The sequence below is a fragment of the Enterobacter cloacae complex sp. XAL002 genome (genome assembly GCF_049236805.1).
GTDB lineage: Bacteria > Pseudomonadota > Gammaproteobacteria > Enterobacterales > Enterobacteriaceae > Enterobacter > Enterobacter intestinihominis.
Genome location: NZ_JBMKJN010000004.1, coordinates 224,654 through 245,030 on the forward strand (window position 1 = coordinate 224,654; position 20,377 = coordinate 245,030).

Sequence of the window (20,377 nt, forward strand, 5' to 3'; positions counted from 1 at the left end):
GGGGAGTGCGGCCTGAAAGGTAAAGTGCGGCCTGATGCCCTCATCCCGGCCCTCTCCCACAGGGAGAGGGAGAAAACACTAAAGACTTTCCTGTCAGGAAAGTCTTGCTGTTTATTTTGAGAGATTTCTTCTTTCACTGACCTGTGCAAGATAAGAAAATCTGGCCTTTGCGCCTGAATGTTGCGGAGAAAAAGCATGGCGGGGAATGACCGCGAGCCAATAGGACGTAAGGGAAAGCCGACGCGTCCGGCGAAAGAAAAGGTAAGCCGTCGTCGCCTCAGAGATGAGGAGTATGACGATGACTATGAAGACGATTATGAGGATGAAGAACCGATGCCGCGTAAAGGGAAAGGCAAAGGGCGTAAGCCTCGTGGTAAGCGCGGCTGGTTCTGGCTGCTGCTGAAGCTGTTTATTGTTTTTGTTGTCCTGATCGCGATTTACGGCGTTTATCTGGATCAGAAGATCCGCAGCCGTATCGACGGGAAAGTCTGGCAATTGCCTGCGGCAGTGTACGGCCGCATGGTGAACCTTGAGCCGGACATGTCCATCAGCAAGAATGAGATGGTGAAGCTGCTGCAAGCCACGCAGTATCGTCAGGTCACGAAAATGACCCGTCCGGGTGAATTTACCGTCCAGGCGAAAAGCATTGAGATGATCCGCCGTCCGTTCGACTTCCCGGACAGTAAAGAAGGGCAGGTGCGCGCGCGTCTGACCTTTGACGGCGATCGCCTGGAAACCATTGAGAACATGGATAACGATCGCCAGTTCGGTTTCTTCCGTCTCGATCCACGTCTCATCACCATGCTGTCGTCCGCAAACGGCGAACAGCGCCTGTTCGTGGCGCGTAACGGCTTCCCGGATCTGCTGGTGGATACCCTGCTGGCAACCGAAGACCGCCACTTCTACGAGCACGACGGGATTAGCCTCTACTCCATTGGTCGTGCGGTACTGGCTAACCTGACCGCGGGGCGTACGGTGCAGGGGGCGAGTACCCTGACCCAGCAGCTGGTGAAAAACCTGTTCCTCTCCAGCGAGCGCTCTTACTGGCGTAAAGCCAACGAAGCGTACATGGCCGTGCTGATGGATGCGCGCTACAGCAAGGATCGTATTCTTGAGCTGTACATGAACGAGGTGTACCTCGGTCAGAGCGGCGATAACGAGATCCGCGGCTTCCCGCTGGCGAGCCTGTACTACTTTGGCCGTCCGGTAGAAGAGCTGAGCCTTGACCAGCAGGCGCTGCTGGTGGGCATGGTAAAAGGCGCGTCGATCTACAACCCGTGGCGTAACCCGAAACTGGCGCTGGAGCGTCGTAACCTGGTGCTGCGTCTGCTGCAACAACAGCAGGTGATTGACCAGGAGCTGTACGACATGCTGAGCGCGCGTCCGCTGGGCGTTCAGCCGCGCGGTGGGGTGATCTCTCCGCAGCCTGCCTTTATGCAGATGGTACGTCAGGAGTTGCAGTCTAAGCTCGGAGATAAAGTGAAAGATCTCTCCGGGGTGAAGATCTTCACCACCTTTGACTCCGTGGCGCAGGATGCGGCAGAAAAAGCGGCGGTTGAAGGTATTCCGGTTCTGAAGAAGCAGCGTAAGCTGAGCGATCTGGAAACCGCGATGGTGGTAGTTGATCGCAACACCGGCGAAGTTCGCGCCATGGTGGGCGGCGCCGAGCCGCAGTATGCGGGCTATAACCGCGCGATGCAGGCGCGTCGTTCGATTGGTTCTCTGGCAAAACCGGCAACCTACCTGACCGCGCTGAGCCAGCCGAATCTCTATCGACTGAACACCTGGATTGCCGATGCGCCAATCTCCCTGCGCCAGCCTAACGGCCAGGTGTGGTCTCCGCAGAACGATGATAAGCAGTTCAGCGGCCAGGTGATGCTGGTGGATGCGTTAACCCGCTCGATGAACGTGCCGACTGTTAACCTCGGCATGGCGCTGGGCCTCCCCGCCATCACCGACACCTGGCAGAAGCTGGGCGTACCGAAAGATCAGCTGCACCCTGTGCCAGCGATGATCCTGGGGGCGCTTAACCTGACGCCAATCGAAGTGGCCCAGGCGTTCCAGACCATCGCCAGCGGCGGTAACCGAGCGCCGCTTTCCGCCCTGCGTTCGGTGATTGCCGAAGATGGCTCCGTGCTGTATCAGAGCTTCCCGCAGGCTGAGCGCGCTGTTCCGGCGCAGGCGGCCTATATGACGCTGTGGACCATGCAGCAGGTGGTCCAGCGCGGTACCGGGCGTCAGCTGGGGGCGAAGTATCCTGGTCTGCATCTGGCGGGTAAAACCGGGACTACCAACAACAACGTCGATACCTGGTTCGCCGGTATTGATGGCCGTGAAGTGGTGATCACCTGGGTGGGCCGCGATAACAACCAGCCGACCAAACTGTATGGTGCGAGCGGCGCGATGTCGATTTACCAGCGTTATCTGGCCAATCAGTCTCCGGTGCCGCTGAACCTCGTTGCCCCGGAAGATATCGTCGATATGGGCGTGGACAGCTCAGGTAACTTCATCTGCGGCGGCGGCGTGCGTTCGCTGCCGGTCTGGACGACCAACCCGGATGCGCTGTGCCAGCAAAGCCAGCCAGAAGAACCGACAGGTAACCCGTTCGATCAGTCTTCTCAACCTCAGCAGCCGCAGCAGCAGCAGCCGCAGCAGCAGAACGAGAAGAAAGACAGCGACGGCGTCGCCGGCTGGATCAAGGATATGTTCGGCGGCAACTAGCCCTTATGACACCCCCTTCCCTGGAAGGGGGTGTTTTTTCACCTCAGCAACTCATTTCCTTAACCCTGTTTTCAATCCTTATTAACGACCCGTTTTCCGTTGATTATTTCTTAAACCCTCAATTCTTGTAGGGCCGCATATCGCTTGCTATGCCGTCAGCGTTTCGCATATTATTCTGCGGTCATAATAATAATTCTCGTTTACGTTATCATTCACCTTTTTCATCAGAGATCCATCATGGCGCTTTCCAATACTGCTCAGCCAATTAACACGTCGCTGCGTAAAATCGCAGCCGTCGTAGCCACAGCGGTTGCCGGCATGTCTGCTTATGCACAAGCCGCTGAAACCCCCAAGAAAGAAGAAACCATCACCGTGACTGCCGCACCGGCTGCACAGGAAAGTGCCTGGGGTCCTGCACCGACGATTGCGGCAAAACGCACTGCAACGGCGACGAAAACCGATACACCCATTGAGAAAACCCCGCAGTCTATTTCTGTTGTGACTCGTGAAGAGATGGACATGAAACAGCCGGGGACGGTTAAACAGGCCCTGGCCTACACCCCAAGCGTTTTCGCAACGCGCGGCGCCTCAACAACTTACGATGTGGTTTCGATTCGTGGTTTCACGACCTCCAGCACCGTGAATACCAACCAGTATCTGGATGGTATGAAGTTGCAGGGAGACAACTACTCTGAAGCGTCCATGGACCCGTACTTCCTTGAGCGCGTAGAGCTGCTGCGTGGCCCGACGTCTGTACTGTATGGCAAAAGCCATCCGGGCGGCGTAGTGAGTATGGTCAGCAAGCGTCCAACTACGGAACCGTTGAAAGAAATTCAGTTCAAAATGGGGACGGATAACCTCTGGCAGACGGGGTTTGATTTCAGCGACGCGATTGACGATGACGGCGTGTGGTCCTACCGTCTGACCGGTCTGGGACGTAGTGAGAACGCGCAGCAGGAAATGGTGAAATCTACTCGTTACGCGATTGCGCCGTCTTTCAGCTGGCGTCCTGATGATAAAACCGATTTCACCTTCCTGAGCAACTTCCAGAGCGATCCGGATGCGGGTTACTACGGCTGGCTGCCACGTGAAGGTACCGTTGTGCCTTACTATGATGCTAACGGAAAAGCGCACAAACTGCCGACCGACTTCAACGAAGGTGATGAAGACAATAAGATCTCCCGTCGTCAGAAAATGGTGGGTTACAGCTTCGCGCATGAATTCAACGACACCTTCACCGTGCGTCAGAACCTGCGTTATACCAAAATCAACACCCTTTACCGTTCAGTTTACGGTAACGGCTATATCGCCCCGGCCCAGATCAGCCGTGCCTACGTGCGCTCAGATGAAGACCTCAACTCGTTCACGGTTGATACACAGCTCCAGTCGAAATTCGCGACCGGCGCCGTTGACCATACCCTGCTGACGGGTGTGGATTACCTTCGTATGCGAAATGACATTGATGCTGACTACGGCACCGCCGATCCGATCAGCATGAACAATCCTCAGCACGGCAATGCGAACGTCAATGTGAACTTCCCGTATGCCATGCTCAATCGTCAGGAGCAGACCGGGCTCTATGCGCAGGATCAGGCTGAATGGGATAAGTGGGTACTCACCCTGGGTGGCCGCTATGACTTTGCGAAAACGTCTGCCTTTAACCGTAATAACGGAACCACCGCGGAAATTAACGATCAGGCATTTACCTGGCGCGGGGGGATTAACTACCTGTTCGACAACGGGATTACACCATACTTCAGCTACAGTGAATCCTTTGAACCGCTCTCTGGCACCACCCAGGGCGGCAAACCGTTCGATCCGGCACGCGGCAAGCAGTATGAAGCGGGCGTGAAGTATGTTCCAAAAGATCTGCCTGTTGTGGTGACGGCAGCGGTATACCAGCTGACCAAGAACAATAACCTGACCGCCGATCCGGCGAACCCGACCAGCGGCTTTAGCGTGCAGGGCGGTGAAATTCGCTCCCGTGGCTTTGAGCTGGAAGCGAAAGCGGCGGTGTCGGCTAACGTGAACGTAACGGCGGCCTACAGCTACACCGATGCGGAATATACCCACGATACCTGGTATGAAGGTCGTCGTCCGGCAGAAGTACCGCGCAACATGGCATCACTGTGGGCGGATTACACCTTCCACGAGACGGCGCTAAGCGGCCTGACCGTTGGTGCGGGTGCTCGCTACATCGGTAACACGGTGACGTACTACTCCTCAGCGTCGCCTAAAGCCTATGAGTCCTTTAACGTCGCGGGTTATGCCCTGGCGGATGCGACCGTGAAATACGATCTGGCGCGCTTCGGTCTGCCGGGCTCTTCCGTCGGCGTCAACGTGAACAACATCTTTGATCGTGAATACGTCTCCAGCTGCTACAGCGAGTATGCATGCTACTGGGGAGCAGGACGCCAGGTTGTTGCCACGGCGACCTTCCGCTTCTAACCTCTTTATGGGCACGGTTCGCCGTGCCCTTTTTATTTAAGTTGGCTGACATGCAGGATACTAAAACGCAATCCGACTCCACCTTCACGCTCAACAATCTCTCCTTTCGCGTACCCGGGCGCACCTTGCTGCATCCGCTCTCTTTGACGTTTCCCGCAGGTAAAGTGACCGGTTTAATCGGGCACAATGGTTCCGGTAAATCGACGCTGCTGAAGATGCTGGGCCGTCATCAGCCGCCGTCCGAGGGCGACATTCTGCTGGATGACCAGCCGCTGGCGAGCTGGAGCAGTAAGGCCTTTGCCCGCAAGGTGGCCTATCTGCCGCAGCAGTTGCCGCAGGCGGAGGGGATGACGGTGCGCGAGCTGGTGGCGATTGGACGTTATCCGTGGCACGGTGCGCTCGGGCGTTTTGGCGTTGCTGACAGAGAGAAAGTGGAAGAGGCGATCGCGCTGGTTGGGTTAAAACCGCTGGCGCACCGTCTGGTGGATAGCCTGTCCGGTGGCGAGCGTCAGCGCGCATGGATCGCGATGCTGGTAGCGCAGGACAGCCGCTGCCTGCTGCTCGACGAACCCACTTCAGCGCTGGATATTGCTCATCAGGTTGACGTCCTGGCGTTGGTGCATCGCTTAAGCCAGCAGCGCGGCCTGACTGTGATTGCCGTTCTGCATGATATCAACATGGCGGCACGCTACTGCGACTATCTGGTAGCGCTGCGCGGCGGTGAAATGATCGCTCAGGGTACGCCTGCCGAACTGATGCGCAGCGAAACGCTGGAACATATCTACGGTATTCCTATGGGCATTCTGCCTCACCCGGCCGGGGCTGCACCCGTGAGCTTTGTCTACTGATGCTGGATCCAACATTAATTAGCCGCCGTCGCCTGCTAACGGCCATGGCACTCTCACCGCTGCTGTTAAAGATGGGCCCGGCCCGCGCTGCCGCAGTCGATCCGCACCGCATCGTGGCGCTGGAGTGGTTGCCCGTCGAACTGATGATGGCGCTGGGCGTGACGCCTTACGGCGTGGCCGATATTCCTAACTACACCCTGTGGGTGAATGAGCCAAAACTGCCGGACTCCGTCATCGACATCGGTCTGCGTACGGAGCCGAACCTCGAGCTTCTCACCCAGATGAAACCGTCTTATTTATTCTGGTCTGCGGGGTATGGCCCGTCGGAAGAGACCATGGCGAAGATTGCGCCCGGACGGGGCTTTTCCTTTAGCGACGGTAAAAAGCCGCTGACCATGGCAAAAAATTCCATCCACGAGATGGCGCAGTTCCTCAACCGTGAGGCTGAGGCGAAAAAACATCTCAATGAATTTGATGCGCTGATTGATTCCCTTAAGCCGCGCTTTGCCCACCGTGGCGATCGGCCTTTGCTGATGGTGACCCTGCTGGATTCCCGCCATATGCTGGTCTTTGGAAATAACTGTCTGTTCCAGGAAGTACTCGACAGTTTTGGCATTCGCAATGCCTGGGAGGGCGAGATGACGTTCTGGGGCAGTACTGCCGTGGGGATTGACCGTCTGGCGGCGTTTCGTGATGTGGACGTGCTGTGCTTTGACCACGGCAATGAGCGCGAGATGCAAACCCTGATGGCGACTCCGCTCTGGCAGGCAATGCCGTTTGTCCGCGAGCAGCGCTTCCTGCGCGCGCCAGCGGTATGGTTCTACGGCGCGACGCTGTCGGCCATGCATTTTGCCCGCGTGCTGGACAATGCACTGGGAGGCAAGGCATGAGCACGCGTATGGCCCGTTTCCCGATGTTACTGTTAGCGCTCATTTTTCTGGCTGCCCTGGCATTAACCGGCTTTAACCTGACCACGGCGTTACCGCGCGATCAGTGGACAGCCGCGTTTGCCGCACCGGATATCGACAATATTCAGCAAATGCTGTTCCACTACAGCCTGCTGCCGCGTCTGGCTATCTCCCTGCTGGTCGGGGCGGGACTGGGACTGGTGGGCGTACTGTTTCAGCAGGTGCTACGTAACCCGCTGGCGGAGCCAACCACGCTGGGCGTGGCGACGGGGGCTCAGCTGGGGATCACCATCACCACGCTCTGGACCCTGCCGGGAGCGTTAACCTCGCAGTTTGCCGCGCTGGCAGGCGCATGCGTGGTCGGTGCGCTGGTCTTTGGCGTAGCCTGGGGAAAACGTCTCTCACCGGTCACGCTGATCCTCGCGGGGCTGGTCGTCAGCCTCTACTGTGGGGCGATCAACCAGCTGCTGGTGCTGTTTCACCACGACCAGCTGCAAAGCATGTTTATGTGGAGTACCGGCACGCTCACCCAGACCGACTGGAGTATCGTCCAGCGCCTGTGGCCGCAGCTGTTTGGCGGCGTGGTGCTGACGCTGCTGCTGCTGCGTCCGCTCACGCTGATGGGCCTCGATGACGGCGTGGCGCGCAATCTCGGGCTGGCGCTGTCGCTGGCCCGTCTGGCGGCCCTGACCCTGGCGATTGTGCTGAGCGCGTTACTGGTTAACGCCGTCGGCATCATCGGTTTTATCGGCCTGTTTGCGCCATTGCTGGCAAAAATGCTCGGCGCGCGCCGTCTGCTGGCGCGTCTGATGCTGGCGCCGCTGATTGGTGCGCTGATACTCTGGCTTTCCGATCAGCTCATTCTCTGGCTGGCGCGCGTCTGGATGGAAGTTTCCACGGGCTCGGTGACGGCCCTGATCGGCGCGCCGCTGCTGCTGTGGCTGCTGCCGCGCCTGCGCAGCATTAGCGCTCCGGCGATGGATGCCGGCGATAAAGTGCATGCCGAGCGTCAGTCGGTGGTGTGGTTCAGCCTTGCCGGGCTGGCAGTGCTGGTTATCGCCTCGTTTGCCGCACTCTCGCTGGGACGCGACGCCACGGGCTGGCACTGGGCAACGGGGGATTTGCTGCATGAACTCATGCAGTGGCGCTGGCCGCGGATTTTCTCCGCGCTGATTGCGGGCGTCATGCTGGCGGTGGCGGGCTGTATTATCCAGCGTCTCACCGGCAACCCGATGGCAAGCCCGGAAGTATTAGGGATCAGCTCCGGGGCCGCGTTTGGCGTAGTGTTGATGTTGTTCCTCGTACCGGGAAATGCGTTCGGCTGGCTGATGCCTGCCGGGAGTATCGGTGCGGCAGTCACGCTGATGATTATCCTGATCGCCTCCGGGCGAGGTGGTTTCTCACCTCACCGCATGCTGCTGGCCGGGATGGCGCTCAGCACCGCGTTTACTATGCTGCTGATGATGTTGCAGGCGAGCGGCGATCCGCGCATGGCGCGGATCCTGACATGGATTTCCGGTTCAACATACAACGCCACCGGCAGTCAGGTGGTGCATACCGGGATTGTGATGATCGTGCTGCTGGCGATTGTGCCGCTGTGCCGCCGCTGGATGACCATTCTGCCGCTGGGTGGGGATACCGCCCGCGCGGTCGGGGTGGCGCTGACGCCAACGCGCATTGCGCTGTTGCTGCTGGCCGCGTGCCTGACGGCGACGGCCACCATGACTATCGGCCCGCTCAGTTTTGTCGGATTAATGGCGCCGCATATCGCCCGTATGATGGGTTTCCGCAGGACTTTGCCGCATATCGTGATCTCTGCGCTGACGGGCGGGGCGATCCTGGTCTTTGCTGACTGGTGCGGAAGGATGGTGCTGTTCCCGTATCAGATCCCGGCGGGCCTCCTGTCGACCTTTATCGGCGCGCCTTACTTTATTTATCTGTTGAGAAAGCAGAGTCGGTAATAAAAGTAAACGGCAATCCTTAGATTGCCGTTTTAGTGTTTGCTCCCTCTCCCTGTGGGCTGAGGGTTGGGGTGAGGGCATCAAGCCGCACATTTTACAGCTTCGCAAATACCTTACGCGCTGCGTCGATGGTATTATTGATATCTTCTTCGCTGTGCGCCACGGACATAAAGCCCGCTTCAAACGCTGACGGGGCAAGATACACGCCTTCTTCCAGCATCAGGTGGAAGAAGCGTTTGAAGCGTTCCACGTCGCATTTCACCACGTCCTGATAGCAGGTCACGGTTTTCGCATCGGTGAAGAAAATCCCGAACATCCCGCCCACGTGGTTCACCACCAGTGGAATACCCGCATCTTCTGCGGCTTCCAGCAAACCGTTTGCCAGTTGCGTCGTCCGGTCCGTCAAGGTTTCGTGGATACCCGGCTGCGCCACTTCGGTCAGACAGGCAAAGCCCGCCGCCATCGCAATCGGGTTACCGGAGAGCGTACCCGCCTGGTAAACCGGACCGGTTGGCGCCAGCGCGTCCATGACGTCCTTACGGCCGCCAAACGCGCCGACAGGCATGCCGCCGCCAATGATTTTGCCGAGGCAGGTCAGATCCGGCTCCACGCCGTAGTATGACTGCGCCCCCGCCAGCGCCACGCGGAAGCCGGTCATCACTTCGTCGATGATCAGCAGCGCGCCGAACTCATCGCACAGGGCGCGCAGGCCCGGCAAGAAGTCAGGCTGCGGTGGGATACAGTTCATGTTGCCCGCAACTGGCTCAACGATGATGCAGGCGATCTCCTGCGGATACTGCTCGAACGCGGCGCGAACGGTGTTCAGATCGTTATAGGTGCAGGTCAACGTGTGTTTCGCGAAATCAGCCGGCACCCCCGGGGAGTTCGGCTGGCCGAGGGTCAGCGCGCCGGAACCAGCTTTCACCAGCAGACAGTCGGCATGGCCGTGATAACAACCTTCGAACTTGATGATCTTGTCACGGCCGGTAAAACCGCGCGCCAGACGGATAGCGCTCATGGTCGCTTCGGTACCGGAGTTCACCATACGCACCATGTCCATCGTTGGCACCAGTTCGGTGACCAGCTCCGCCATTTTGACTTCCATCTCGGTTGGCGCGCCGAAGCTCAGGCCGCGCTGAGCGGCTTCAATCACCGCATTGCGGATCGCCGGGTGGTTGTGGCCCAGTACCATCGGGCCCCAGGAGCCGACGTAATCGACATAGGCTTTACCATCCACATCATACAGATATGCGCCATCCGCACGTTCGATAAACAGCGGGGTGCCACCCACGCCGGTAAAGGCGCGCACGGGTGAGTTCACGCCGCCTGGGATTAGCTCGCGGGCTGCGCTGTAGAGGTTTTCAGACTTGCTCATGGCGTCGTTCCTGGTTCGTAGAAATGAGTTAAGGCAACTATTCTAAGTGATTCGGAAGAGGTTATAAAATTTTTGCCCCATAGAAGGCTTAACAATTGTTAAGTATTTTTCAGGGGACGAGGGGATTGTCTCTGGTAGAATCCCTACGGCCTTTTGTATGACGAAACAGAACAGGTAATGAACGAGAACACGCCTTCTTTTGAACAACAACAGTTTACGCGCGCGAAGCACCGGGTCAGTATCCGGCGGCTGCTCAACCGTGACAAAACCCCGTTAGCCATTCTGGTGGCAGCCGCCGTTGTGGGCACGCTGGCCGGGCTGGTAGGCGTCGCGTTTGAGAAAGCCGTCAATGCGGTGCTCAACTGGCGCATAGGTACCGTCGCCAGCTTTGCGGATCGTGAATGGCTGGTCTGGGTGTGGGCCTTTGGCCTTTCGGCCCTGTTTGCCATGGTGGGCTATTTTCTGGTGCGTAAATTCGCACCTGAAGCAGGTGGCTCGGGGATCCCTGAAATTGAGGGGGCGCTAGAAGAGCTACGCCCGGTTCGCTGGTGGCGCGTGCTTCCTGTGAAATTTATCGGCGGGATGGGAACGCTCGGAGCGGGCATGGTGCTCGGTCGGGAAGGGCCAACGGTACAGCTGGGCGGTAACGTCGGGCGCATGGTCGGCGATCTGTTCCGTATGCGCAGCGCTGAAGCGCGCCATACGCTGCTGGCGACGGGGGCGGCGGCCGGGCTGTCTGCCGCGTTTAACGCGCCGCTGGCGGGTATCCTGTTTATCATTGAAGAGATGCGCGCCCAGTTCCGCTACAACCTGATCTCCATTAAAGCGGTGTTTACCGGCGTGATTATGTCGAGCATTGTCTTTCGCGTCTTTAACGGCGAAGGGGCGGTGATTGAAGTTGGCAAGCTAACCAATGCGCCGGTCAATACTTTGTGGCTGTATCTGATTCTTGGGATGATTTTTGGCGTCGTTGGCCCGCTTTTTAACACCCTGATTTTACGGGCTCAGGATATGTTTCAGCGCATCCATGGCGGAAATACCACGAAATGGGTGCTGGTGGGGGGCCTGCTTGGTGGCGTGTGCGGGATCCTCGGTTTTATCGAACCGAATGCGGCGGGCGGCGGTTTCGGTCTGATTCCCATTGCCGCGGCGGGGAATTTCAGCGTAGGCCTGCTGCTGTTTATGTTTATTTCACGCGTCATCACCACGGTATTGTGCTTCTCCTCTGGTGCCCCGGGCGGCATTTTCGCCCCGATGCTGGCGCTGGGGACGCTGCTGGGTACGGCGTTCGGGATGGCGGCGGCGGCAGGCTTCCCGGCCTACCATCTGGATGCGGGAACGTTTGCGGTTGCGGGAATGGGGGCGCTGCTGGCGGCCTCCCTGCGTGCGCCGCTGACCGGGATCGTGCTGGTGCTGGAAATGACCGACAATTACCAGCTCATTTTGCCAATGATCATTACCTGCCTCGGCGCGACACTATTAGCCCAATTCCTGGGTGGAAAACCGCTATACTCCACCATTCTTGCCCGTACCCTGGCGAAACAGGAAGCTGAACAGGCCCTGAAGCAGAATACTTGAATGAATTACCAGGGTATTAGATAATGACAAAAAGAATTGGGTGATTTTTACCCAATAGCAGTCGCAGTATTCATGGGAGCATAAGATGAGTGATGACGTAGCGTTGCCGCTGGAATTTACCGAAGCAGCAGCGAAAAAAGTGAAAACCCTGATTGCCGACGAGGACAATCCGGATCTGAAACTGCGTGTTTATATTACCGGCGGCGGCTGTAGTGGCTTCCAGTATGGTTTTACCTTTGACGACCAGGTTAACGATGGTGATATGACTATCGAGAAACAGGGCGTCGCGCTGGTGGTTGATCCGATGAGCCTGCAATATCTGGTGGGCGGTTCAGTGGACTACACTGAAGGTCTGGAAGGTTCGCGCTTTGTGGTGACTAACCCGAATGCGACCAGCACCTGCGGGTGTGGTTCTTCATTCAGTATTTAACCTGAATGCAAATTGTAGGCCCGGTAAGCGAAGCGCCACCGGGCTTATAAACGACACTTATCTTGAATTTTCATCCAGTGCAAACGTCGGCAGCTTCAGGTGCCAGCGTATCGCCGCTAAACGGATCACCAGCGTTACCACCATCCCCAGCATCGCCGCGTTTTCCAGCGGGACAGCAAAGGTGTAATACGCCGTGGCGTGAACAATCCCCCCGATGATACAGGCCGTCGCGTAGATTTCCGTTCGCAGGATCATCGGGACTTCTCGCGCCAGAATGTCGCGAATAATCCCTCCGCCCACGCCGGTCAACACGCCCATACAGATCGCCACCAGCGGGCCAGTCCCGGCAATAAAGGCTTTATTCACGCCTATTCCCACAAAGACCGCCAGACCGACGGCATCCAGCACCGGCAATATCCATTTTGGTAGTCTGCGAGGCTGACGAACCAGCACGATGGTTAACAGGCAGGTGACCATCGCCACCACCAGATCCGTTGGATCTTTTACCCAGAATACCGGGCCGTTTGCCAGCGCCATATCGCGAATCGTTCCGCCGCCTACCGCCGTAACGACGCCGAGCACCAGTACGCCAAAAGGATCCATGCGTAGTTTTCCGGCAAGCAAAACGCCGGAGATAGCAAAAACGGCTGTGCCAAGAATATCCAGCCAATACACGAGCATCGTTAAATCCTCGAATAGGGTATTTATCTGTTTGAGTGACTCTCTGCCAGTTCGGCGCAGAGTTGTTTTGCGGCGAGGATAATACGCGGGCTGGCGCGTTCAAACCAGTCGCTGTTGAGTGCGATGACCGGAATTTTAAGCTGCCGATGCCAGAATTGTTCTATTTTAGGAATCTCGCTCGCATTTCCGACCACCACAATGGCCTGCGGTTGTCGCGCCAGAACCTGCTCACGACTGACCTGCGGCCAGGGGACCCGGCTTTCAGCAAAGATATTTTCACCTCCACAGATCTCAAGCACCTGGTTCTGGATCGAGCCTTTCCCGGTAGTGAACAGCGGCTGGCTGCCAAATTGCAGAAAAACGCGTTGTTTCGGTTGCGTGCCGTATCGGGTTTTTAGCGCAGCATAGTCGTTGAGCATCTGCTGTGCAGCGTGCTCGGCGCGTTGGGGGGTAGGGCTGAAGGGCGCGAGGTCACGGAGGGTTTGCGCCACCTGTTCGATGCTCACCGCATCTACCCATTTTACCGTTATTCCCAGCGAAGAGAGCTGGTCCACCTGTCGTTCGGCATTACCGCCGCGCCAGGCAAGAACCAGATCGGGCTTCAGCGCCACGATGCGTTCCAGGTTCATTCCCTGCCAGGTGGCAACCTGTTCGAGATGGGCGGCCTGCGGTGGATAATCGGAAAAGCTGCTCACCGCAACGGGCGTAATCCCGGCGGCAAACGCCAGTTCCGTATTGGCAGGGGAGAGTGTGATCACCCGCGGCGCGGCGATGAGCCAGGCCGGGGCGAGCAGAAGCAGGGCGACCAGCGCCCTGAATGACACCTTACCCACGCGCCAGTTTCTGCACCAGGGTTTCCACCATCACGGTGGACTGTTTGGCCGCAACGGCCAGGAACTCGTCGAAGCTGATGTGGGACTGCTGGTCCGCCACGTCAGAGATCGCGCGAACGACCACGAACGGCACGCTGAAGTTATGGCAAACGTGCGCAATGGCCGTGGCTTCCATCTCAACGGCCACAGCCTGCGGGAAGTTATGACGGATTTTCGCCAGACCAACAGAGCCGTTGATAAAGGCATCGCCGCTGACGATCAGGCCACGCACCGCATTGAGGTTCAGCTCGTTAATGCAGCTTTCAGCGGCGGCAATCAGCTTATCATCCGCTTTAAACCCGGCCGGGCAGCCCGGAAGCTGACCATATTCGTAGCCGAATGCGGTGACATCTGCATCGTGGTAACGCGCTTCGTCGGAAACCACGATATCGCCCACTTTCAGCGTCGGCGCCAGACCGCCCGCCGAACCTGTATTAATGATAACGTCAGGCTTGCAGCGCTCAAGCAGCAGGGTCGCGCCCAGTGCCGCTGCAACTTTACCGATGCCTGATTTCAGCAGAGCCACGTCAACGCCGTTCAGCTGGCCGGTGTAGATCTCACAGCCACCAAGGGAGAGGGTCTGACGGTTCTCAATTTTGTCACGCAGCAGCGTAACTTCTTCTTCCATTGCACCAATAATGCCGATTTTCATAGATTTACTCGCGATGTGCCTTGTTAAGATGCATAGTCTATCATGCGGTTAAGGGGAAACGCATTCTCACGCGGGGGAGCACATGGCACCAATCGATTTTCGCACCAAAATTAACTGGCACCGACGTTTCCGTTCGCCGCAGGGCGATAAGAGCGAACATGAGATCCTGCGCATTTTTGAAAGCGATCGCGGACGCATCATCAATTCGCCCGCCATCCGCCGGTTACAGCAAAAAACCCAGGTGTTCCCGCTGGAGCGTAACGCCGCGGTGCGTACGCGGTTAACGCACTCCATGGAAGTGCAGCAGGTGGGGCGCTACATTGCAAAAGAGATCCTCAGCCGTCTTAAAGAGCAACGTCTGCTGGAAACCTACGGGCTGGATGAACTGACCGGGCCGTTCGAAAGCATCGTTGAGATGGCCTGCCTGATGCACGATATCGGCAATCCTCCCTTTGGTCATTTCGGCGAGGCCGCCATCAATGACTGGTTTAAACAGCGGCTTTTTCCCTCTGACGCCATAAGCCAGCCGCTCAGCGATGACCGCTGTGTGGTACGCGATTTACGCCTGCGTGAGGGCGAAGATAGCCTGAACGATCTGCGCCGCAAGGTGCGTCAGGATCTGTGTCATTTCGAAGGTAACGCGCAGGGGATCCGTCTGGTGCACTCCCTGATGCGCATGAATCTGACCTGGGCGCAGGTGGGCTGTATTCTCAAATACACGCGTCCCGCGTGGTGGATGGGGGAAACGCCTGCCACCCATAGCTACCTGATGAAAAAACCGGGCTATTACCTGTCGGAAGAAGCGTACATTGAACGGTTGCGTAAAGAACTTTCGCTAACGCCGAATGGCCGTTTTCCATTGACGTGGATTATGGAAGCGGCTGATGACATTTCTTATTGCGTGGCCGATCTGGAAGACGCAGTGGAAAAAAGAATATTCAGCGTCGAGGAGCTGTATCAGCATCTTCACGATGCCTGGGGAGAGCATGAAAAAGGTTCTCTGTTTGCACAGGTCGTCGAGAATGCCTGGGATAAATCGCGTTCAAATTCGCTGAGCCGCAGTACCGAAGATCAGTTCTTTATGTATTTGCGGGTCAATACGCTGAATAAACTGGTGCCGTATGCGGCCGCCCGTTTCATTGATAATTTGCCGATGATATTTAGCGGGGAATTTAATCACGCCCTGCTGGAAGATGAGAGCAGTTTTAGTCAGCTGCTTGAATTATATAAAAACGTGGCTGTTCGCCATGTTTTCAGCCACCCGGATGTCGAACAGCTGGAGCTGCAAGGATACCGGGTTATCAGCGGGTTGCTGGAAATTTATGGCCCGCTGCTCCAGCTGACGGTCGATGAGTTTTGCGAGCTGGTCGAAAATGAACGTGTTCGCCGCCTGCCGATTGAATCTCGTCTCTATCAGAAGCTTTCAACCCGTCACCGGCTGGCATACATTGAGGCCGTCAGTAAAATAGATCGTCATTCTTCCCAATGGCCAGTCATGGAATATTATTATCGCTGTCGTCTTATCCAGGACTATATCAGCGGGATGACAGATTTGTATGCCTGGGATGAATACCGCAAGCTTATGGCCGTTGAATAAGCCATGAGTTTTGTAAAGACGACCAATAAATTTTTACTTTTTCCATAAACTTAATCCCGGAACTAAGCGGTATAAAACGAATCTGAGTTACACAGCAATTTTGCGTTATCTGGTAAATCGAGATTGAGAAACATGAAAAAAACCACATTAGCAATGAGTGCACTGGCTCTGAGTTTAGGTTTAGCGTTGTCCCCTCTGGCGACGGCGGCCGAGACAGCTTCCTCGGCAGCGACTGCGCAGCAGATGCCAAGCCTGGCCCCGATGCTCGAAAAAGTGATGCCATCGGTGGTGAGTATTAACGTTGAGGGCAGCACAACCGTCAATACGCCGCGTATGCCGCGTAATTTCCAGCAGTTCTTCGGCGACAATTCGCCATTCTGCCAGGACGGTTCGCCATTCCAGAGCTCCCCGTTCTGTCAGGGCGGCGGCGCAGGGGATGACGGTCAGGGCGGCGGCCAGCAGCAGAAATTCATGGCACTCGGCTCGGGCGTTATTATTGATGCAGCGAAAGGCTACGTGGTGACCAATAACCACGTGGTAGATAATGCTAACACCATTAAGGTTCAGATGAGCGATGGCCGTAAATTCGATGCCAAAGTGGTCGGTAAAGACCCGCGCTCCGATATCGCACTGATTCAAATTCAGGATCCGAAGAACCTGACGGCGATTAAGCTTGCCGACTCTGACGCGCTGCGCGTGGGTGACTACACTGTCGCCATCGGTAACCCGTTTGGTCTGGGCGAAACCGTGACCTCGGGTATCGTCTCCGCGCTGGGACGTAGCGGCCTGAATGCGGAAAACTATGAAAACTTCATCCAGACGGATGCGGCCATTAACCGCGGTAACTCCGGCGGTGCGCTGGTTAACCTGAACGGTGAACTGATCGGTATCAACACCGCTATCCTGGCACCGGACGGTGGCAACATCGGTATCGGCTTTGCTATCCCGAGCAACATGGTGAAAAACCTGACTGCGCAGATGGTGCAATATGGACAGGTGAAACGCGGTGAGCTGGGTATCATGGGGACCGAGCTGAACTCCGAGCTGGCGAAAGCGATGAAAGTGGACGCTCAGCGCGGCGCATTCGTGAGCCAGGTCATGCCGAACTCTTCAGCGGCGAAAGCCGGCATTAAAGCGGGTGACGTGATCACCTCTCTGAACGGTAAACCGATCAGCAGCTTTGCCGCCCTGCGTGCGGAAGTGGGTTCTATGCCAATCGGCAGTAAAGTGACCCTCGGCCTGCTGCGTGAAGGTAAGCCAGTTAACGTGAGCCTGGAACTGCAACAGAGCAGTCAGAATCAGGTGGATTCCAGCACCATCTTCAGCGGTATTGAAGGTGCTGAGATGAGCAACAAAGGGGCAGATAAAGGCGTGGTGGTGAACAACGTGAAAGCGAACTCACCTGCTGCCCGTATCGGCCTGAAAAAAGGTGATGTGATCATGGGCGCTAACCAGCAGCCGGTGAAAAACATCGCTGAACTGCGCAAAATTCTCGACAGCAAGCCGTCCGTGCTGGCACTGAATATTCAGCGTGGTGATACCTCTATTTATCTCCTGATGCAGTAATCTTCTTAAGCCCCTGTTCGCAGGGGCTTTCTCTTTTCTGTGACCTTTCCCACAACTCCATACATCTCTCTCTGCCTTTGGGCATCTGCACAATGCAGCCTTAGCTGAACTTCCCTATGCTTGAGCTCTGCTCACGGGAGGGTTATATGGCTGGCTGGCATCTTGATACCAAAATGGCGCAGGATATCGTGGCGCGCACCATGCGAATCATCGATACCAATATCAACGTAATGGACGCCCGAGGGCGCATTATCGGCAGCGGCGATCGTGAGCGTATTGGTGAATTGCACGAAGGGGCGTTGCTGGTGCTCTCTCAGGGGCGCGTGGTCGACATTGATGACGCCGTGGCGAAACATCTGCACGGGGTCCGTCAGGGGATCAACCTGCCGCTGCGTCTGGAAGGAGAGATTGTTGGCGTTATCGGTCTGACCGGCGATCCTGAATCGCTGCGTAAATACGGCGAGCTGGTCTGCATGACGGCGGAGATGATGCTGGAGCAGTCGCGTCTGATGCACCTGCTCGCCCAGGACAGCCGCCTGCGTGAAGAGCTGGTGATGAATTTGATCCAGGCGGAGGAGCACACGCCTGCCCTGAGCGAGTGGGCGCAGCGTCTGGGTATCGACCTGAATCAGCCGCGCGTGGTCGCCGTTATTGAGGTGGATAGCGGCCAGCTTGGCGTGGACAGCGCCATGGTGGAGCTACAGCAGCTGCAAAATATGCTGGCGACGCCGGAGCGTAACAACCTGGTGGCAATCGTCTCTTTGACGGAAATGGTGGTGCTCAAGCCTGCGCTTAATCAGTTTGGTCGCTGGGACGCGGAAGATCATCGTCGCCGCGTTGAGCTGCTCATCGAGCGCATGAAGGAGAACGGACAGCTCCGTTTTCGCGTCGCGCTGGGAAATTACTTTACCGGGCCGGGAAGTATCGCCCGTTCATGGCGAACGGCGCGCACTACCATGATGGTGGGTAAACAGCGCATGCCGGAGAGCCGCAGTTATTTCTATCAGGATCTGATGCTGCCGGTCCTGCTCGACAGCCTGCGCGGTGGCTGGCAGGCCAACGAGCTGGCGCGCCCGCTTGTACGTCTGAAAGCGATGGACAACAACGGGCTGCTGCGCCGCACGTTGCAGGCGTGGTTCCGGCATAACGTGCAGCCGCTGGCAACGTCAAAAGCGCTGTTTATTCACCGTAATACGCTGGAGTATAGGTTAAACCGGATCTCGGAACTGACGGGGCTGGATTTAGGGAATTTTGACGACCGGCTACTGCTGTATGTGGCGTTGCAGCTGGATGAACAAAGATGATGCTTTTTGCCGGGTGGCGGCTTCGCCTTACCCGGCCTACATGCGTTCGTAGGCCCGGTAAGCGAAGCGCCACCGGGCAATAAAACGGCTCATTTGTTACGCGTCAATTTCTCAAGATCAGCTTCAATTTCGCTGATCTTATGGGTAACAACACTTTCCAGGTGACGCAGGTCGTCAAGGATCTTACGTTTCAGATCGACTTCGCTGCGATCGCGCTGGCAGATTTGATCGAGTTCGTCGATAACGTAGCGCAGGTTAGGGCTGATTTCCTGTACTTCTTTATATCCCTGACCGATACCGTCAGCGACAACGGTCTTACGCTGGCGTGGGTATTTAAATTTCACGCTTTTGGCGAAGAACTCTCCTTTGTCCTTGTGAAAATAGATTTTCAAAATATCGTTATTGGCTTCCTGGCGGAGACTATAACGATCAATTTCATCAGGATTGGTAATGCCCAGACTTTTCAGATTATCGTACATAGCGGTACCCTTGATCTCAACATAACCTATGAATAATTAACGAAAAAATCTATTTTCGCCACCTTCGGATATAAAAAAAGCGGGGTTGCCCCCGCTTTTTGTTATACCCGATTAATCGATGGTGCGCAGCAGTTCATTGATGCCCACTTTACCGCGGGTTTTCGCGTCCACTTTTTTCACGATGACCGCGCAGTACAGGCTGTATTTGCCATCTTTAGACGGCAGGTTGCCGGAAACCACAACGGAACCGGCTGGAACGCGGCCGTAGTGAATTTCACCGGTTTCGCGATCGTAAATACGGGTGCTCTGGCCAATGTACACGCCCATGGAGATCACAGAACCTTCTTCGACGATCACGCCTTCAACCACTTCGGAACGTGCGCCGATGAAGCAGTTGTCTTCGATGATGGTTGGGTTAGCCTGAAGTGGCTCCAGAACGCCACCAATGCCGACGCCGCCGGACAGGTGAACATTTTTACCGATCTGCGCGCAGGAGCCGACGGTAGCCCAGGTGTCCACCATGGTGCCTTCGTCAACGTAGGCGCCGATGTTCACGTAGGATGGCATCAGCACGGTGTTGCGTGCGATGTATGCCCCCTGACGAACGGCTGCCGGTGGTACTACGCGGAAGCCCTCTTTCTGGAAGCGCGCTTCGTCGTAATCCGCAAATTTCATTGGCACTTTATCGAAGTAGCGGCTTTCTGCTCCGTCGATAACCTGGTTATCGTTGATACGGAAAGAGAGCAGCACAGCTTTCTTCAGCCATTGATGAGTAACCCACTGACCGTCGATTTTTTCTGCCACGCGCAGCGCGCCGGAATCCAGCAGGGAAATAACCTGGTTTACCGCTTCACGGGTCACGGTATCCACATTTGCCGGAGTGATGTCGGCGCGACGCTCAAAAGCGGACTCAATAACGTTCTGTAACTGCTGCATTGTTTACTCTTTCCATTTCAC

16 protein-coding genes are annotated in these 20,377 nt (G+C 56.6%); 10 read left to right on the forward strand and 6 right to left on the reverse strand.

The window, feature by feature from the left end; translation table 11 throughout:
- Positions 1 to 195 precede the first annotated feature (195 nt).
- The 5 genes from mrcB (at position 196) to fhuB (ending at position 8,886) form a co-directional block, all read left to right on the forward strand.
- A complete protein-coding gene (mrcB, locus tag ACOT0L_RS05625; protein WP_022647091.1) occupies positions 196 to 2,721 on the forward strand; it encodes a bifunctional glycosyl transferase/transpeptidase in 2,526 nt (841 codons plus the stop codon).
- Between the two features lie 237 nt (positions 2,722 to 2,958).
- Entirely contained in the window at positions 2,959 to 5,169 is a 2,211-nt protein-coding gene (gene fhuA, locus ACOT0L_RS05630; protein WP_023299357.1) for a ferrichrome porin FhuA, read from the forward strand.
- Positions 5,170 to 5,219: 50 nt separating this feature from the next.
- Entirely contained in the window at positions 5,220 to 6,017 is a 798-nt protein-coding gene (fhuC, locus tag ACOT0L_RS05635) for a Fe3+-hydroxamate ABC transporter ATP-binding protein FhuC (protein WP_022647093.1), read from the forward strand.
- Complete coding sequence (gene fhuD, locus ACOT0L_RS05640; protein WP_126502806.1) at positions 6,017 to 6,907, forward strand: Fe(3+)-hydroxamate ABC transporter substrate-binding protein FhuD; 891 nt, start codon at positions 6,017 to 6,019, stop codon at positions 6,905 to 6,907. Before fhuC ends, fhuD begins: the two co-directional genes overlap by 1 nt.
- The gene (gene fhuB, locus ACOT0L_RS05645; RefSeq protein ID WP_126502805.1) at positions 6,904 to 8,886 is read left to right on the forward strand and encodes a Fe(3+)-hydroxamate ABC transporter permease FhuB; all 1,983 of its coding nucleotides are present in this window, start codon (positions 6,904 to 6,906) and stop codon (positions 8,884 to 8,886) included. The genes fhuD and fhuB overlap by 4 nt, the downstream gene beginning before the upstream one ends.
- 94 nt (positions 8,887 to 8,980) lie before the next feature.
- Here fhuB and hemL read toward each other — a convergent pair whose 3' ends face one another.
- A complete protein-coding gene (hemL, locus tag ACOT0L_RS05650) occupies positions 8,981 to 10,261 on the reverse strand; it encodes a glutamate-1-semialdehyde 2,1-aminomutase (protein ID WP_015572714.1) in 1,281 nt (426 codons plus the stop codon).
- Positions 10,262 to 10,438: 177 nt separating this feature from the next.
- Between hemL and clcA the strand changes: the two genes are divergently transcribed.
- Together clcA and erpA are read left to right on the forward strand one after the other, a co-directional pair.
- Positions 10,439 to 11,839: a H(+)/Cl(-) exchange transporter ClcA gene (gene clcA / locus ACOT0L_RS05655; RefSeq protein ID WP_022647097.1), complete on the forward strand. Its 1,401-nt coding sequence runs from the start codon at positions 10,439 to 10,441 to the stop codon at positions 11,837 to 11,839.
- An 85-nt stretch (positions 11,840 to 11,924) separates the two neighbouring features.
- Positions 11,925 to 12,269 (forward strand): iron-sulfur cluster insertion protein ErpA, encoded by a 345-nt coding sequence (gene erpA, locus ACOT0L_RS05660; protein WP_003856230.1) that lies wholly within the window; start codon positions 11,925 to 11,927, stop codon positions 12,267 to 12,269.
- Between the two features lie 57 nt (positions 12,270 to 12,326).
- Here erpA and ACOT0L_RS05665 read toward each other — a convergent pair whose 3' ends face one another.
- The 3 genes from ACOT0L_RS05665 to mtnN are packed head-to-tail and all read right to left on the reverse strand — an operon-like array spanning position 12,327 to position 14,474.
- Positions 12,327 to 12,950 carry a TRIC cation channel family protein gene (locus ACOT0L_RS05665; protein WP_003856227.1) on the reverse strand — a complete coding sequence of 208 codons (624 nt, stop codon included), beginning with the start codon at positions 12,948 to 12,950 and terminating at the stop codon, positions 12,327 to 12,329.
- A 23-nt stretch (positions 12,951 to 12,973) separates the two neighbouring features.
- Positions 12,974 to 13,783: a vitamin B12 ABC transporter substrate-binding protein BtuF gene (gene btuF / locus ACOT0L_RS05670; protein WP_023305464.1), complete on the reverse strand. Its 810-nt coding sequence runs from the start codon at positions 13,781 to 13,783 to the stop codon at positions 12,974 to 12,976.
- Positions 13,776 to 14,474, reverse strand: coding sequence for a 5'-methylthioadenosine/S-adenosylhomocysteine nucleosidase (gene mtnN, locus ACOT0L_RS05675; RefSeq protein ID WP_003856223.1), 699 nt, complete (start codon positions 14,472 to 14,474; stop codon positions 13,776 to 13,778). The genes btuF and mtnN overlap by 8 nt, the downstream gene beginning before the upstream one ends.
- A gap of 82 nt (positions 14,475 to 14,556) precedes the next feature.
- Here mtnN and dgt point away from each other — a divergent pair, with 82 nt between their 5' ends.
- The 3 genes from dgt (at position 14,557) to ACOT0L_RS05690 (ending at position 18,941) form a co-directional block, all read left to right on the forward strand.
- On the forward strand, positions 14,557 to 16,071 hold the full coding sequence (gene dgt, locus ACOT0L_RS05680) for a dGTPase (protein ID WP_023299363.1): 1,515 nt from the start codon (positions 14,557 to 14,559) through the stop codon (positions 16,069 to 16,071).
- Positions 16,072 to 16,203: 132 nt separating this feature from the next.
- The gene (gene degP / locus ACOT0L_RS05685) at positions 16,204 to 17,637 is read left to right on the forward strand and encodes a serine endoprotease DegP (RefSeq protein WP_022647101.1); all 1,434 of its coding nucleotides are present in this window, start codon (positions 16,204 to 16,206) and stop codon (positions 17,635 to 17,637) included.
- 146 nt (positions 17,638 to 17,783) lie between these two features.
- The gene (locus tag ACOT0L_RS05690; RefSeq protein ID WP_003856217.1) at positions 17,784 to 18,941 is read left to right on the forward strand and encodes a CdaR family transcriptional regulator; all 1,158 of its coding nucleotides are present in this window, start codon (positions 17,784 to 17,786) and stop codon (positions 18,939 to 18,941) included.
- 89 nt (positions 18,942 to 19,030) lie between these two features.
- Here the strand turns inward: ACOT0L_RS05690 and ACOT0L_RS05695 are convergent, their stop codons facing one another.
- Together ACOT0L_RS05695 and dapD are read right to left on the reverse strand one after the other, a co-directional pair.
- A complete protein-coding gene (locus tag ACOT0L_RS05695; RefSeq protein WP_022647102.1) occupies positions 19,031 to 19,420 on the reverse strand; it encodes a DUF3461 family protein in 390 nt (129 codons plus the stop codon).
- A 111-nt stretch (positions 19,421 to 19,531) separates the two neighbouring features.
- Positions 19,532 to 20,356: a 2,3,4,5-tetrahydropyridine-2,6-dicarboxylate N-succinyltransferase gene (gene dapD, locus ACOT0L_RS05700; protein WP_023299365.1), complete on the reverse strand. Its 825-nt coding sequence runs from the start codon at positions 20,354 to 20,356 to the stop codon at positions 19,532 to 19,534.
- Between the last annotated feature and the right edge of the window lie 21 nt (positions 20,357 to 20,377).

Coding starts and splice junctions, on each gene's coding strand:
- mrcB (WP_022647091.1), top strand. CDS start 196: ATGGCGGGGAATGACCGCGAGCCAATAGGACGTAAGGGAAAGCCGACG.
- fhuA (WP_023299357.1), top strand. CDS start 2,959: ATGGCGCTTTCCAATACTGCTCAGCCAATTAACACGTCGCTGCGTAAA.
- fhuC (WP_022647093.1), top strand. CDS start 5,220: ATGCAGGATACTAAAACGCAATCCGACTCCACCTTCACGCTCAACAAT.
- fhuD (WP_126502806.1), top strand. CDS start 6,017: ATGCTGGATCCAACATTAATTAGCCGCCGTCGCCTGCTAACGGCCATG.
- fhuB (WP_126502805.1), top strand. CDS start 6,904: ATGAGCACGCGTATGGCCCGTTTCCCGATGTTACTGTTAGCGCTCATT.
- hemL (WP_015572714.1), bottom strand. CDS start 10,261: ATGAGCAAGTCTGAAAACCTCTACAGCGCAGCCCGCGAGCTAATCCCA.
- clcA (WP_022647097.1), top strand. CDS start 10,439: ATGAACGAGAACACGCCTTCTTTTGAACAACAACAGTTTACGCGCGCG.
- erpA (WP_003856230.1), top strand. CDS start 11,925: ATGAGTGATGACGTAGCGTTGCCGCTGGAATTTACCGAAGCAGCAGCG.
- ACOT0L_RS05665 (WP_003856227.1), bottom strand. CDS start 12,950: ATGCTCGTGTATTGGCTGGATATTCTTGGCACAGCCGTTTTTGCTATC.
- mtnN (WP_003856223.1), bottom strand. CDS start 14,474: ATGAAAATCGGCATTATTGGTGCAATGGAAGAAGAAGTTACGCTGCTG.
- dgt (WP_023299363.1), top strand. CDS start 14,557: ATGGCACCAATCGATTTTCGCACCAAAATTAACTGGCACCGACGTTTC.
- degP (WP_022647101.1), top strand. CDS start 16,204: ATGAAAAAAACCACATTAGCAATGAGTGCACTGGCTCTGAGTTTAGGT.
- ACOT0L_RS05690 (WP_003856217.1), top strand. CDS start 17,784: ATGGCTGGCTGGCATCTTGATACCAAAATGGCGCAGGATATCGTGGCG.
- ACOT0L_RS05695 (WP_022647102.1), bottom strand. CDS start 19,420: ATGTACGATAATCTGAAAAGTCTGGGCATTACCAATCCTGATGAAATT.
- dapD (WP_023299365.1), bottom strand. CDS start 20,356: ATGCAGCAGTTACAGAACGTTATTGAGTCCGCTTTTGAGCGTCGCGCC.